The following is a 14713-nucleotide window of genomic DNA, read 5'->3' as shown; positions in this document are numbered from 1 at the left end:
CGCCGATACCAATAACCAGAGACTTAAATAATCCCGTTAGTGTACACACTTTCAATTGTGGTGGCTAACAAGTAACATAAGTCTCTTCATTTTATGATCATGGCCTTAGGAGTCCCTGCCGAGATGGCTGATTTAGACCAAGTATTAGCAGAAATTAGACGTGGTACCGATGAGATTTTACTCGAAGCGGATCTGCTGGAAAAACTCAAAGAAGGACGTCCACTCCGTATTAAGTTAGGCGCTGACCCTACCGCTCCGGATATCCATCTTGGACACACAGTAATCTTGAATAAATTAAGATTATTCCAAGAGTTAGGTCATGAAGTCATTTTTTTGATTGGTGACTTTACTGGTATGGTGGGGGACCCAAGTGGTAAAAATAGCACACGTCCGCCGCTCACCCGTGAACAAGTTTTAGCGAACGCAGAAACCTATAAAGAACAGGTTTACAAGATCCTCGATCCTGCTAAGACTCGTATCGAATTCAACTCAAGCTGGTTAGAGCCATTGGGCGCCGCTGGTATGATCCGTCTCGCGTCTAAGCAAACTGTGGCTCGTATGATGGAGCGCGATGACTTTAAGAAGCGTTATGCCTCGGGTCAGTCGATTGCGATTCATGAGTTTATGTATCCTTTACTTCAGGGCTATGACTCAGTTGCGCTACAGGCCGATGTTGAGCTGGGTGGTACAGATCAAAAGTTCAACCTGTTAATGGGTCGTGAACTGCAAAAAGCCGAAGGCCAAAAGCCACAAGCTGTGATCATGATGCCGCTGCTTGAAGGTTTAGACGGCGTGAAGAAAATGTCTAAATCGGCGCATAACTATATTGGCGTGAGCGAACCTGCCAACGAAATGTTTGGCAAGCTGATGTCAATTTCGGATGACTTGATGTGGCGCTACTTTGAGCTGTTATCATTCCGCCCATTGGCTGAAATTGAACTGTTTAAGCAAGACGTGGCGAATGGGTCTAATCCACGTGACACTAAAATTGCCTTAGCTAAGGAAATTATCACACGTTTCCATGATGCAGCGTCTGCCGAAAGTGCGCATCAAGCCTTTGTCGATCGTTCTAAGGGCATGATCCCCGATGATATCGAAGAAATTGAGTTAGCTGCCGGTGAAGGTATTGCGATTGCCAATCTGTTGAAAGACGCAGACTTAGTGTCATCGACTTCAGAAGCGATGCGGATGATCAAGCAAGGCGCGGTGAAGATGGACGGCGAAAAGCTAGAAGATAGCCGTATGACTTTGTTCACGGGTACTGTTGCTGTATTCCAAGTCGGTAAACGTAAGTTTGCCAAAGTGACTTTGGTATAGTGACGTTGGTTTAGTTAGGTTTACGCTACAGTAAGTTTAAACGAACAAAAAGAGCGCCTTAGGGCGCTCTTTGTTTTTGAATCTTTTCACAAAACAAGATTAAGGCGCTGTATTGGCCTCATGCTCGGCGATATTACATCTGTCGGTGCCAAAGTGTTGCCCACCACTGCATTTCCATGCCAATTGGGCCGAACTTACCTGCCAAAGTTTAGCGTTTTGTTTCAGTGAGATAATCAACAGCATCTGTGGATGCTGTTTGGAAAGCTCGCTCACTTGATAGGTTAAAATGCCGTCTTTATTGGTTTGAGTTCGCACTAAGGTAAATTTGTTGCCTGCATATTGGCTGCTGATTTTATTGGGATCTTCCGACCAAGGCTGATGTTGCGCCTGAGCGGTGCGTAGTTGTTGATTAAAATGGCTTACTGGCTGAACGGCGTAGGAAACGATAATGGGCTGTAAGGCCTGTACTTTGGGGGCCAGTATTAAGCCATTAAGGGCGAGTAGGGCTATCAATCCAAAAAACTTCATACAAACCTCATTGAAACGAAACGGCTCAGTCAATTTTTCAAAGGTGAAATACGCAGTGGTATTGACTCATTGTTAGTTTCGACTCGTTTTTAGGGATCAAGTTTCAAAGACGGATAAATTTTGTGACTACTGCATCGCTAATTGGTCTGACATGGTTTGGTAATCGATTAGGTCGACATGTTCCGTTACTCTGCGATTGAGCATGTCGATCTTAAGGCTTGTCACACCAGGTATCGCAACATCGATGATTTTCCCCGGTTTGCCAAATTGTTCACCTGGACCCTTGAAATGATAGTTACCTATCATCACTACTAAAGAGCCTGCGTTATACATATGTTCTATGTTGAAGTTGTACTCGAGCACGCCCTCGTGGGCGCGCTCAAGGAAGTCGATGATGAAGCGGCCGCCAGTGTATTTACGGTTGGCGGTTTTGTCGAAGAAGACGCTTTCGCGGTTATAGAATTTTCGCAGTGTCTTATAGTCGTGTTCAGTCAGCGCATTCATATATTTTACGGCTAACTGCTGTTCTTGTGGCATTTCACCTGAGTTGGCTTGTGCCGCTGCAGGATTGAGGGCTGGAACAAAAATGAGGCACAAAATAAAACACAATATTCGCAAACTATTCCCTCTTGGTCTTGAGATCAAAGGCCGGTAATGAAAGATGCCACTTGATGGCACTTAAGCGGATTAACAGGGCACTGGCCATCGCCAGAAACAGCGCCATTTTTTCGCCCATACCGTAGGCTAAGCTCACGGTATAGCCGATACCACCTATGATCGAAGCTGTGGCATAGACTTCTGTGCGTAAGACCATAGGAACTTGTCTACACAGTAAGTCTCGAATAATGCCTCCTCCCACGCCAGTGATCAAGCCCATTACGACGGCAATCATCCCACTCAAGCCCATATTGAGGGCCTTTTCAGCACCTATCACGGTAAAGAGGGCCAATCCAAAGGCATCTGCGACGGGTAAAATATACTCGGGTACCTTACGAGGGCGACGGACTAATAGCAAACAGACGAGCACGGTCGCGAGGATCACGATGATGTAATTCGGGTCGCGGATCCAGAACACTGGCGTTGCACCAATTAAGGCATCACGAATACTGCCACCACCGACAGCGGTAACCGAGGCGAGTACTATTACGCCAAAGGGGTCCATTCTATGGCGTCCAGCGGCAAGTGCGCCGGATAATGCAAATACAGCGGTACCCCATAAATCAAAAAAGTAGATCCACTGGCTCATTTACTCATCTCTTTGATATGGATATTTAATGCGTCAACAGAGATGCGGATTTCAATCACAGATAAAATCAGTGAATAGAGCAAGAGCAGTAGGCTAGCGCCAAAAATCACTGAGCCGGTTTTATTAAAGCCGATATAGATAAAAATCATACACAGTACGCATAGGGCAAAGCTTGACACGCCTGCTTCCTGCATTCGACGAATGATGGTAATACGCTGGCTCAGGTTCTTAATTTGATCTTTATGTACGGGTTTTTCACCATTGCTTAAATTTCGGATTAATGCGGCTAAGGCAAAAAAACGATTGGTATAAGCTAATAGTAACAATGAGATAGCAGGAAATAACAACGCAGGTGTTGTTAATGAAACATGCATGTTTTCGAGCAAGATGGTCAGCCTTTAACTTCACGTTGAGATAATGCGGCATCATATCACAGGCTTTGTAACCAACGTAAACTTGCCCATAACAAGGGTAGTATAATGATAAAGCTAAACCAGATAGCACAGGCACGTGAGGTCAGCTTAATTGCAGGCGTGATGTCATCACAGGTTGGCTGCGGACCGTAGCACAATTTATCCACATTGATACGCACGCCAGCAAACTTCTGTGGTCCACCGAGCTCGATTCTCAAAATACTGGCCACGAGATTCACACTGAGAACATAACCTCGAATAGCGTGATGATTTTTAGGGGCTCTAAAAAGTTTTGCAAACGCCTTAGGCCCGCCTTGAATAGCGAGCGACAGGCTCCACAACCAAGCCGGAATCGCCAGCAAGATAATGGATACACCATTCACAGTACTGCAGAAATGTTGATACTTTGGTTGAATGGGCGGCCAGCTCAATTCGAGTTGTTTGAGCATGCGCACTGCTAGCACTAGCGGTGCTCCAGCAATAGCGAAAAAGAAAATGGTCGATGCTGTGCCGTAAATAGGCGCTGTGGCGAGTTTTTCTATGGTGGCTTTGGCTAGGCCGATTTCCGACAGACTATCGGTATCGCGCACTACCCAAGGCTGTAAAAGCTTTTTTGCGCTGGCATTATCTCCACGTTTTAAGGCCTTAGCGATTTCATCAGCAACTTGGCTAAACCCTGCATCGGTTAAACACAGATAAAGCACCAAAAATTCGAAAAACCATGGAAAGGCAGCCAGTTCGAGTAAAAAGGTGATAATGGCCCAAAATGGAAACAGCAACAGCAACATAGCTAAAAAGCCTGCTGTGGCTTGTTGGCTTGGAGATCGTTCAGGGCGATTCACTTTGGCTGCGAGTTGCTTAGCTAAATGGCTAAACCAAATAAGCGGCTGCATTTCCCGTGGCAATGGCGCTAACCGCGCCAATAACAAAGCAAAAAAAAGTACCAAAAAGCCTTCAAACAAAGCGCCATCTATCTCGACAAGTTGTTGATAAAAATAGGTGTGCATTCGGTACTTTCCACTTAAGTGATTATTTTACTGCGCTAGGATTCAGTTGCTCAAGCAGCAACATCACCATCAGAGCCGAGTGATAACCCGCTTTGACAATATAAGAGTCGAAATCCACTGGCGAGTCATTGTTGGCGTTATCCGATAAAGAGCGGATCACCACAAATGGCACTCCAAACTGATGACAAACTTGAGCGATTGCCGCGCCTTCCATCTCACAGGCGGCCATCGTTGGGAAGTTTTTGAGCATGGCTTGGGTGCGAACAGGATCACAAATAAAGCTGTCGCCAGTACAAATCAAACCCTCAATCGCTTTGACTTCACCCAGTTGAGCAATCGCTTTGTTGGCTGCTTCAACTAAATGTGCGGCAGGAATAAACGCAGCTGGTTGCTGCGCCATTTGGCCAATTTCATAACCAAAGGCGGTGACATCCACATCATGGTGACGCACTTCAGAAGAAATCACGATATCGCCAATGGCCAGCGAATCCACAAAACCACCGGCAGAACCAGTGTTGATCACCGCATCTGGCGCATATTTTTCGATGAGTAGCGTGGTCGCAATACTTGCGGCGACTTTACCTATGCCTGAGCGAGTCACGACTACGTCTTTACCCGCGAGAGTACCAGCAATAAATTCAATACCAGCAATGGTTTGCGATGTCGCATTTGTCATGGCGGCGATCAGGTGAGCGACTTCTGGCTCCATTGCGCCAATAATTCCAATTTTCATGGGAGACCTTTTTGATTCAACACTTAAAGAGTGGGACACGGGAATGCTGGCTAATATACCACACAGTTTTATGCAGTCGTTATGGCGAGATTGGGATTGCTTGATAATCGCGGGGTAAAACGCGGGAGGGTTAACGGAAAAGTGCGCTCCTAAGATGCGCGCTTTATCTATCTATTTTATCCATCAACCGATTGCGATAAGCCACTAGCAAATGGCTGAACTCGTTTGCACGAGTCCAGCCATTGGAGTGCTTGTTAAAATGACAAGGGTAAAATGTTTTTTACCGATAAAACAAACACGTTGGCGCTTAATCTATAGCACTTAGTCTAAGTAATTAAGAATACCTTGAGCAGCATCGCGACCTTCGGCAATGGCTGTCACGACTAAGTCAGAACCGCGCACCATATCACCACCGGCAAACACTTTCGGGTTGGTGGTTTGGAATGGATTTTCGTCTAACTTACTCGCTTTAACTCGGCCCCATTGATCGAGCTCGATACCATGTTCGGCAAACCAAGGTGCTGGGCTAGGTTGGAAACCAAAGGCAATAATAATCGCATCGGCTTCGAGCAACTGTTCGCTCCCCGCAATCGCTTCGGCGCGTTGACGACCACTTGCATCGGCCTTGCCCATGGCTGTTTCAACGCATTCAATGCCGATCACTTTGCCATCTTGGGTTTTAATCGCCACAGGTTGACGGTTAAACAGGAAGTTAACGCCTTCCTCCCGCGCATTTTGCACTTCGCGACGTGAGCCCGGCATGTTGGCCTCGTCCCGGCGGTAAGCACAGACTACGCTGCTGGCACCTTGTCTGACGGCTGTGCGCACACAATCCATCGCAGTATCACCACCGCCTAATACCACCACACGTTTACCTTCAAGGTTCAGGTAGGGCGTTTCAGTATTCTGGGTGCCCATTAAATGATGGGTGTTACCAATCAAATAGGGCAGGGCTTGGTATACGCCTTTGGCATCTTCACCCTCAAGGCCTGCTTTCATTGCGGTATAGGTGCCCATACCGAGGAAGACGGCATCGTATTCTTCGAGCAGTTTAGTAAATGGGATGTCCTTACCTACAGTGACACCGAGTTTGAACTCAATGCCCATGCCTTCTAATACACTGCGACGGGTCGCCATAACGGCTTTGTCGAGTTTAAAAGACGGAATACCGTAGGTGAGTAGACCACCAATTTGTGGATATTTATCAAAGACCACAGCTTTAACACCGTTGCGAGACAGAATATCCGCGCAGCCTAAACCTGCAGGACCCGCACCGACAATCGCCACTCGTTCAGGGCGTGGCGTGACCTTGCTCATATCGGGGCGCCAGCCTTGGGCGATAGCTGTGTCGGTAATGTATTTTTCGACATTACCGATAGTGACAGCGCCAAAGTCGTCATTCAGAGTACAAGCACCTTCACAGAGTCTGTCCTGTGGACAAACACGGCCGCAGATTTCGGGCAGAGTGTTGGTCTCATGCACTAAATCTGCCGCTTCCATGATGCGGCCTTGTTCCGCTAGCTTGAGCCAGTTAGGAATATAATTGTGTAGCGGGCACTTCCACTCACAATAAGGATTGCCGCAATCTAAACAGCGGTCCGCTTGCTCAGCCACTTGAGGCTGGGCAAAAGGCTGATAAATCTCAATAAACTGAGTCGCACGTTTAGCCGCAGGGTGTTTAGCGGGGTCTTTACGACCCACTTCAATAAATTGAAAATCGTTACTCATGCGCCATTACCCCGCTTTTACAACTAATTCTGGGCTCGATTTCTCTAATTTGAGCAGATCGGCCACGGCAATATTTTTAGGTTTTACTAATACGAAGCAATCTAACCAGTTACCAAAATCACTTAAGATCATCTTGGCATGTTCACTGCCCGTTTCGGCCACGTGGGCTTCAATCAGACCTTTTAAATGTTGTTGATGGATCGGTGATTCGAGTTTTTGAGTATCGACAAGCTCAGTATTCACACGGCGATTGAAGCGGCCGAATTGATCGAACACATAGGCAAAACCGCCTGTCATCCCAGCGCCGAAGTTCACCCCTGTTTTACCAAGGACAACCACAATGCCGCTGGTCATGTATTCGCAGCCGTTATCGCCAAGCCCTTCAACCACAGCAATCGCCCCAGAGTTACGGACTGCAAAACGCTCGCCCGCTTGACCTGCGGCGAAGAACTTGCCGCCCGTCGCGCCGTAAAGACACGTGTTACCGACAATGGCGCTACGCTCACTTTGGAACGGGCTGCCAATTGGCGGGTAGATGACGATTTGGCCGCCAGACATGCCTTTACCCACATAGTCGTTGGCATCACCGCAGAGTTTTAACTCAAGGCCTGGGCTGTTCCACACGCCAAAGCTTTGGCCTGCACTGCCGTTAAAGCTCAGTTTAACCGGCGCTTTGGTGCCTTTGACGCCGAGCGTGCTTGCGATATAGCCGGATAAGGTCGCGCCAACGGAGCGGTCGGTGTTGTTGATGCTGTAAGCGGCATCGAAACACTCGCCCTTATCGACGGCGCTTTGGCACTCGTTTAATAAATGTTGGTTAAGCAGCCCTAAATCCGCCGGTGGATTGGTTTCTTGCCAAGTGCGTGACGAGGTTGCTGGCACCTTGGGTTGATACAAAATCGGCGATAAGTCGAGCCCTTGTTGCTTAGCGGTTTGACCTTCGAGGGTATATAACCATTCGCTGCGACCGACTAAGTCTTCAAACTTGCTCACCCCTAAGGTCGCCATCCATTCACGAACTTCCTGTGCAACAAACTCAAAGTAAGTCATCACTCGCTCTGGCAGACCATGGTAATGGTTGTCGCGCAGGTTTTTATCTTGCGTTGCTACGCCAGTCGCGCAGTTGTTCAAGTGGCAAATACGCAGGTATTTACAACCTAGGGCGATCATAGGCACAGTACCAAAACCAAAGCTTTCGGCGCCTAATAACGCGGCTTTAATCACATCGGTACCGGTTTTTAAGCCGCCATCGACCTGCAGGCGAATTTTATGGCGTAGACCATTTTCCACTAGCGATTGATGCACTTCGGCTAACCCTAGCTCCCATGGACTGCCCGCATACTTCACTGAGGTGATTGGGCTAGCACCTGTGCCGCCGTCATACCCTGAAATCGTGATCATGTCCGCATAGGCTTTGGCCACACCGGTGGCGATGGTCCCCACACCGGGTTCTGACACAAGTTTCACTGAAATCAGTGCTTTAGTGTTGATTTGCTTCAAGTCGAAAATTAGCTGGGCTAAATCTTCGATAGAGTAAATATCGTGGTGTGGCGGTGGTGAAATCAAGGTCACACCAGGACGTGCGTGACGCAGTCCGGCGATTTCCACACTGACTTTATGGCCGGGTAACTGGCCGCCTTCACCGGGTTTTGCCCCTTGGGCGACTTTAATCTGTAACACATCGGCATTAACTAAATAATGTGCCGTGACGCCAAAGCGTGCCGAGGCAATCTGTTTAATCGCAGAGTTGCGTTCAGTATTAAAGCGGCGTGCATCCTCACCACCTTCACCTGAGTTCGAGCGGCCACCTAAGCGGTTCATCGCGATAGCCAGCGCTTCATGGGCTTCGGGGCTGAGGGCGCCGATACTCATGGCTGCGCTGTCAAAACGTTGATACAAGCCCGCTGCGCCTTCGACGTTAGCGACATCAATTGATGCCTGCGCACCCTTGATACCGATTAAGTCACGTAGCGTGGCTATTGGACGATTGTCGACGAGGTCGGCAAACTTTTTATAGGTCGCGAAGTTTTTGTCAATCAATGACGCTTGCAAGGTGTTGACCACATCAGGGTTGAAGCAGTGATACTCACCGCCCTCAACGTATTTCAGCAGGCCACCTTGCGGTAATGGCACATGGGCACGGTAGGCCGCTTTGTGCAGAATAGCTTGGTCTTGGGCGATGTCTGCAAAGCCTGCACCCTCGATGCGGCTAATTACGCCTTTAAAACACAGTTCGATCACTTCGCTGGCAATGCCTATGGCTTCAAATTGCTGACTGCAACGATAGGAGCCGACAGTGCTGATGCCCATTTTGGACATGATCTTACGCAAGCCTTTTTCGATGCCGTAGCGGAAGTTCAACATCAATGCCGTGGTATCGGTTAAGTCATGGCGTTTTGCCAGTTCGGAAATTGACTCATACACTAAATACGGATAAATCGCCGTGGCACCAAAGCCAAGCAATACAGCAAAGTGATGCGGATCTCGCGCCGATGCGGTTTCAACAATAATGTTGGTGTCGCAGCGCAGGCTCTTATTCACCAGCATTTGCTGCACAGAACCGACCGCCATGGCCGCGGGGATCACTTGCGCCGTTTTACCTATGGCTCTATCCGAAAGGATCAACAAAGTCGTGCCGCTGCGGGCTAAACGCTCGGCTTCGGCTGTGATACGGCGAATGGCACTTTCTAAGCCTTCCTGTGGTTCGTAATTTAAATCGACAATATTGGCGCGATAGTAAGTGCTATCTAATCCCAGTAACTGGTTAAAATCACTGAATAATAAAATAGGTGAATTGAACATTACCCGGTAAGCATGCCCAGTCGTTTCATTGAAGAGGTTCTGTTCACGGCCAATACAAGTGGTCAACGACATGACGTGCTTTTCACGTAAGGGGTCAATAGGTGGATTCGTTACTTGAGCAAATTTTTGCCTAAAATAGTCATACAGTGAACGTGACTTTTTCGACAATACCGCCATAGGTGTGTCGTCGCCCATAGAACCTGTGGCTTCTTCACCTTGCTTCGCCAATACCCAAATAACTTGTTCTAATTCCTCACGGGTATAGCCAAATTGTTTTTGGTATTGCAGCAATAGCTCAGGGCTTAACTCGCTGGCACCGTGCTGCTCAGAGGCTAAATCTTCCGCTGGCGTTAAAGTACGGCTGTTTTTCGCCATCCACTCTTTGTAAGGGTGGCGGCGTTTAAGATCGTTATCAATTTCAAAAGATTGGTACAGGCGGCCGTTCAAGGTATCTAATACCAGCAATTCGCCAGGCCCAACACGGCCTTTTTCAATCACTTCATCGGCGGCGTAATCCCAAATTCCGACTTCGGAAGCTAAGGTCAAAATACGATCTTTTGTGATCACATAACGCGATGGACGCAGACCATTACGGTCAACAGCGCAGGCGGCATGGCGACCGTTGGTCATCACAATACCTGCCGGACCATCCCAAGGCTCCATGTGCATAGAGTTAAAGTCGTAGAAGGCTTTTAATTCGTCATCCATTTCTGGATTACTTTGCCAAGCAGGCGGGATCAATAGACGCATGGCACGGTATAAGTCCATGCCACCAGATAACAGCATTTCCAGCATATTATCTAAAGATGAAGAGTCTGAGCCTGTTTCATTCACAAAGGGAGCGGCCTGCTGCAAATCTGGCAGTAGCGGCGAATTAAACTTATAGGCACGGGCGCGGGCCCATTGACGGTTACCCGTAATCGTATTGATTTCGCCGTTATGGGCTAAATATCTAAACGGCTGAGCTAATGGCCATTTAGGAGAAGTATTTGTTGAGAAACGTTGATGGAATAGGCAGATAGAGCTTTTTAAGCGAATGTCCGCGAGATCGGGATAAAACGCGGGCAAGTCTACAGGCATCATCAGACCTTTATAGACGATAACTTGGCCTGACAAACTCGCGACATAGAAGTCTTTGTCGTCGGTGATCTGCTGCTCTAGGCGGCGACGCGCCATATAAAGGCGACGTTCCAAGTCTTTTTCACGCCAGCCAATGGGGGCGTTGATCAGCACTTGATAGATTTGTGGCAGGCTAGCCTTGCCAATTTCACCTAACACATCGGGATTGACAGGCACCTTGCGCCAGCCTGCAATACTTAAGGTTTCACGCTCGAGTTCGCGCTCAAGAATAAACTTGGCTTGGTCAGCCAGTTCATCATCTTGACTTAAAAACAGCATACCTACGGCAAATTTTCTGCTCAAATGCCAATCATTTTCCGCGGCAATCGCTTCAAAAAATTGCACGGGTAATTGCATTAATAAACCACAGCCGTCGCCAGTGCGACCGTCGGAGGCAATGCCCCCTCGGTGCTTCATGCGATCTAGACCATGGATTGCCGTGCGCACTATGCGGTGGCTGGCTTCGCCATCCATCTGTGCTATCAACCCAAAACCACAATTGTCCCGCTCAAAACTGGGATGATATAAGCTCATACAAAAACCTCCCTAGACCTCAACTGATTACTACTCGGGGAGAAAATGTAAAGACTTTCTATAGATATGCACCCGAACCACCCAAATTAGCCTGAGATTCAATAAAGGTCAAACCAAAAATTTGCATAAAACATGGGTATTAATTCATGTTTCATACACAAACCACAATTGCCTTACGTTAACGTCAACAGTAAAATGTGCTGTATAACATTATGAATAAAAAGAATTTTAAAAACTATCAAACTCAAAATTTACCAAGGTGTAACATGCTGATGGGATTGTTTTTGATTTAGAAATAGTGATTTTTATTGCAAACACAGTAAATAGATAAAAAATTAAAATTGTTGAATTGTTATTCATTTTGGTGTGAGCAAGATCTCAGCGGTAAGCTGGCTAATTTGAGGATGCGCACATTTATGATAATAACGGTATGAGTCAGGCGGGAATTTGATGTAGCGCCAAGAAAACTCTCGCTACCTTATTTACACTAAGCTTTTTCTTCTATTTGTTCACGTATTTTCTTCTCTATTTGTGATTTTATCTTGGTTATTCTCAATGAAGCGATATGAAATTTGGTGGGTGCTCTGATGGGGCTTGATGCATATGTGAACACCTTTGGTGCCGTTTGTAAGGCGCGATATGGCACCCGACTGCGAAAACTCACTATAGATGCCAAGTTTACTTGCCCTAACCGTGACGGCACTTTAGGGCGCGGAGGTTGTACTTTCTGTAATGTGGCGTCATTTAGCCATCAAACCGCCGATGTATTGAGTATTACTGAGCAACTCGAACATGGTAAGAGCCGCTATCGTGAGGCGAAGCCTCAGGCACAAGCCGATAAATTTATTGCTTATTTTCAAGCCTACACTAGCACTTACGATGAATATCAAGTGTTAATGGCTAAGTACGATGAAGCGGTTAAAGATGGCGAGATAGTCGGTTTATGTGTTGGAACTCGCCCCGATTGTGTGTCGAATAATGTACTGGATTTACTGGCGCGCTATCAGGCAAATGGTGTCGATGTGTGGTTAGAGCTCGGGTTGCAAACAGCCAAAGATGAAACACTGCGTAGAATTAACCGTGGCCATGATTTCGCCTGTTATTGTGACACTGTGTCGAGGGCGAGAGCTCGCAGTCTTAAGGTGTGCACTCATCTCATTCTTGGCTTACCCGATGAAACCCATAGCGATTATATGGCGACTTTAGCTGCTGTATTGCAGCATGGCGTTGATGGCTTGAAGCTACATCCTTTGCATATCGTCGAAGGTAGCACTATGGCTAAGTCGTGGCGAAGTGGGCGCTTACCTTTATTGAGTCTTGAGGATTATGCTCACAGTGTCGGCGAGATGATCCGCCATACTCCCGCGGAAGTGATTTTTCACCGTGTCACCGCTTATGCGAAAAAGCCTATGCTATTAGCACCCGATTGGTGTGCCTATCGTTGGGATGGATTGGTGGCGATTGTGGATAATTTGCAGCATTATGGTGGACAAGGGCACGCATTAGCGCAACGATAGAGGCAAGTTAGTGGGATAAATTTACTCCCTAAATGTTATGTCGTCGCTATTATTTCGTAAGCGTTTATTTACGACTATTAGTTTGTTTTTTGTTAATTTTAATCTGAATTAGACCATGAATATCGCTATAAGTTGCACTGACAATTTTAGTGGGTATCATGTGATAAATTCGTTTTAAGCATTGAACCACTTAAGGGAGGCCTTATGGCCACAGTTGAATTAGAAGCAATCCTAGATCTCAATACTCTCGAACAGTACTGCAGCGCCATTGGTGCCGGTACCTTACTCAAGAGTGTGGTGTTATTTGAGCAGTTAATGCCTGAATATGTTGGAAATCTAGTGAAGGCTAACGACGCTGCAGACAAAGATACCTTATGTTCAGAAGCACATAAATTTAAAGGTGCTGCAGGTTCTGTGGGGTTAAAACGTATTCAGCAGATCGCCCAGTTATTACAGCATGGCGAAGAAGCAAGATGGGATGCTGAACATGGCTCTTGGGTTGCTGACATCGTTGAACACGCGAGTGCAGATTTACAACAGTTAAAGTTATTCCTCCAAGCCAAAGCATAAAATATTACTTGCTAAGGTACGTTAAGGCGCAGCAATAATGTCTATTGTTGCGCTCAATTGAGTGAATCTTGCATTGGTTTTACGATTAAGTTTGTTGTTTTCGACATTTTCTTGTTAGCGCTTTTCCCATCTTATTTTGTTACTCCCACTTAAGTTTTACGGCGAACCGATTGAATATCGATTCGGGTCACAATCCTGATATCTTATGCCGCGTTATTGCTCATCACTTATGCTAAAGTAGATTTAATTTCTTAATTCATAACCTTCATGGCAATCGAGAAAATGAAAAGTTTACCTAGCTTAAAAAACTTATTCTATTTGGTGAATCTCCATCAAGAGCAGAATTTTAACCGCGCCGCTAAGGTGTGTTTTGTCAGTCAATCAACACTTTCAAGTGGGATCCAAAACCTAGAAGAGCAGTTAGGGCATCAGTTGATTGAGCGAGACCATAAGTCATTTATGTTTACCGCCATTGGTGAAGAGGTGGTGCAGCGCGCCCGTAAAATTCTCACTGATGTGGATGATTTGGTGGAATTAGTGAAAAATCAAGGTGAGCCGATGACGGGGGATATTCGCTTAGGCTGTATTCCAACCATAGCGCCTTTCCTATTGAGCCGTGTGATCCGCCAGTGTCAGCAATCTTATCCGGCGATGAGTTTATTATTGAAGGAAGATACCACTGAGCGTTTGCTAGATGCTTTGGGTAAAGGAGAGCTGGACTTATTGATCCTAGCGCTACCCGTTGATACTAGCGGTTACCACAGCATGAAAGTGGGCATAGATCCTTTCAAAATGGTGGCCCACAAAGATTTAGCGGGTGGCATACATCAACCTATTGATTATCAAACTCTGCCGGACGAGAGTATTTTTCTTCTGCAAAGTGAGCATTGCATCACAGGCCATGCTATTACTGCATGTCAGCTAGGTGATAGTGCGAAAGTCAATCCGTTTGCCGCCACCAGTTTGCATACTTTAGTGCAGATGGTGAACAGTAAACTGGGCACCACGTTTCTTCCGCAAATGGCCATTGACGCGGGTATTTTGAATGACACAGATTTAGTGGTGATGACGCCACCGGGTGAGGCACCTTACCGTGATATCGGCCTTGTCTGGCGTCAAACCACCAGTCGGATCTTAACTTTCCGCACTTTAGGTTTAATGATCCAAAAATTATTAGCTAAGGACGAGGAATAAACTGA

Annotated in this window: 12 protein-coding genes; 4 read left to right on the top strand and 8 right to left on the bottom strand. The window is 46.8% G+C overall.

Annotation, left to right across the window (positions count from 1 at the left end; genetic code table 11):
• Positions 1-123: 123 nt before the first annotated feature.
• Positions 124-1317, top strand: a complete 1194-nt coding sequence (tyrS, locus tag L5M18_RS07645) for a tyrosine--tRNA ligase (protein WP_263196446.1) — start codon at positions 124-126, stop codon at positions 1315-1317.
• Between the two features lie 99 nt (positions 1318-1416).
• Here the strand turns inward: tyrS and L5M18_RS07640 are convergent, their stop codons facing one another.
• The 8 genes from L5M18_RS07640 to gltB form a co-directional block, all read right to left on the bottom strand.
• On the bottom strand, positions 1417-1845 hold the full coding sequence (locus L5M18_RS07640) for a hypothetical protein (RefSeq protein ID WP_263196445.1): 429 nt from the start codon (positions 1843-1845) through the stop codon (positions 1417-1419).
• 126 nt (positions 1846-1971) lie between these two features.
• The gene (locus tag L5M18_RS07635) at positions 1972-2463 is read right to left on the bottom strand and encodes a nuclear transport factor 2 family protein (RefSeq protein ID WP_028760847.1); all 492 of its coding nucleotides are present in this window, start codon (positions 2461-2463) and stop codon (positions 1972-1974) included.
• 1 nt (position 2464) lies between these two features.
• Complete coding sequence (locus tag L5M18_RS07630) at positions 2465-3091, bottom strand: trimeric intracellular cation channel family protein (protein ID WP_105249873.1); 627 nt, start codon at positions 3089-3091, stop codon at positions 2465-2467.
• A complete protein-coding gene (locus tag L5M18_RS07625; protein ID WP_012088590.1) occupies positions 3088-3465 on the bottom strand; it encodes a DUF2721 domain-containing protein in 378 nt (125 codons plus the stop codon). The genes L5M18_RS07630 and L5M18_RS07625 overlap by 4 nt, the downstream gene beginning before the upstream one ends.
• A 56-nt stretch (positions 3466-3521) precedes the next feature.
• On the bottom strand, positions 3522-4511 hold the full coding sequence (locus L5M18_RS07620) for a cobalamin biosynthesis protein (protein ID WP_263196443.1): 990 nt from the start codon (positions 4509-4511) through the stop codon (positions 3522-3524).
• Between the two features lie 22 nt (positions 4512-4533).
• Positions 4534-5244, bottom strand: a complete 711-nt coding sequence (locus L5M18_RS07615) for a 5'-methylthioadenosine/adenosylhomocysteine nucleosidase (RefSeq protein WP_028760844.1) — start codon at positions 5242-5244, stop codon at positions 4534-4536.
• A 321-nt stretch (positions 5245-5565) separates the two neighbouring features.
• On the bottom strand, positions 5566-6972 hold the full coding sequence (locus L5M18_RS07610; protein WP_263196441.1) for an FAD-dependent oxidoreductase: 1407 nt from the start codon (positions 6970-6972) through the stop codon (positions 5566-5568).
• Positions 6973-6978: 6 nt separating this feature from the next.
• Positions 6979-11427: a glutamate synthase large subunit gene (gene gltB / locus L5M18_RS07605; RefSeq protein WP_263196440.1), complete on the bottom strand. Its 4449-nt coding sequence runs from the start codon at positions 11425-11427 to the stop codon at positions 6979-6981.
• Between the two features lie 587 nt (positions 11428-12014).
• Between gltB and L5M18_RS07600 the strand changes: the two genes are divergently transcribed.
• From L5M18_RS07600 to oxyR, 3 genes are all read left to right on the top strand, one after another.
• On the top strand, positions 12015-12944 hold the full coding sequence (locus tag L5M18_RS07600) for a TIGR01212 family radical SAM protein (RefSeq protein ID WP_263196438.1): 930 nt from the start codon (positions 12015-12017) through the stop codon (positions 12942-12944).
• Positions 12945-13148: 204 nt separating this feature from the next.
• Complete coding sequence (locus tag L5M18_RS07595) at positions 13149-13514, top strand: Hpt domain-containing protein (protein ID WP_028760840.1); 366 nt, start codon at positions 13149-13151, stop codon at positions 13512-13514.
• Between the two features lie 282 nt (positions 13515-13796).
• Positions 13797-14708, top strand: coding sequence for a hydrogen peroxide-inducible genes transcriptional activator OxyR (gene oxyR, locus L5M18_RS07590; protein ID WP_028760839.1), 912 nt, complete (start codon positions 13797-13799; stop codon positions 14706-14708).
• Positions 14709-14713 lie beyond the last annotated feature (5 nt).

The organism is Shewanella sp. SM20, assembly GCF_025654545.1.
Classification (GTDB): Bacteria; Pseudomonadota; Gammaproteobacteria; order Enterobacterales; family Shewanellaceae; genus Shewanella; species Shewanella oncorhynchi.
Note: the sequence above shows the minus strand (reverse complement) of the source record. Positions and strands in the feature narration are given on the sequence as shown.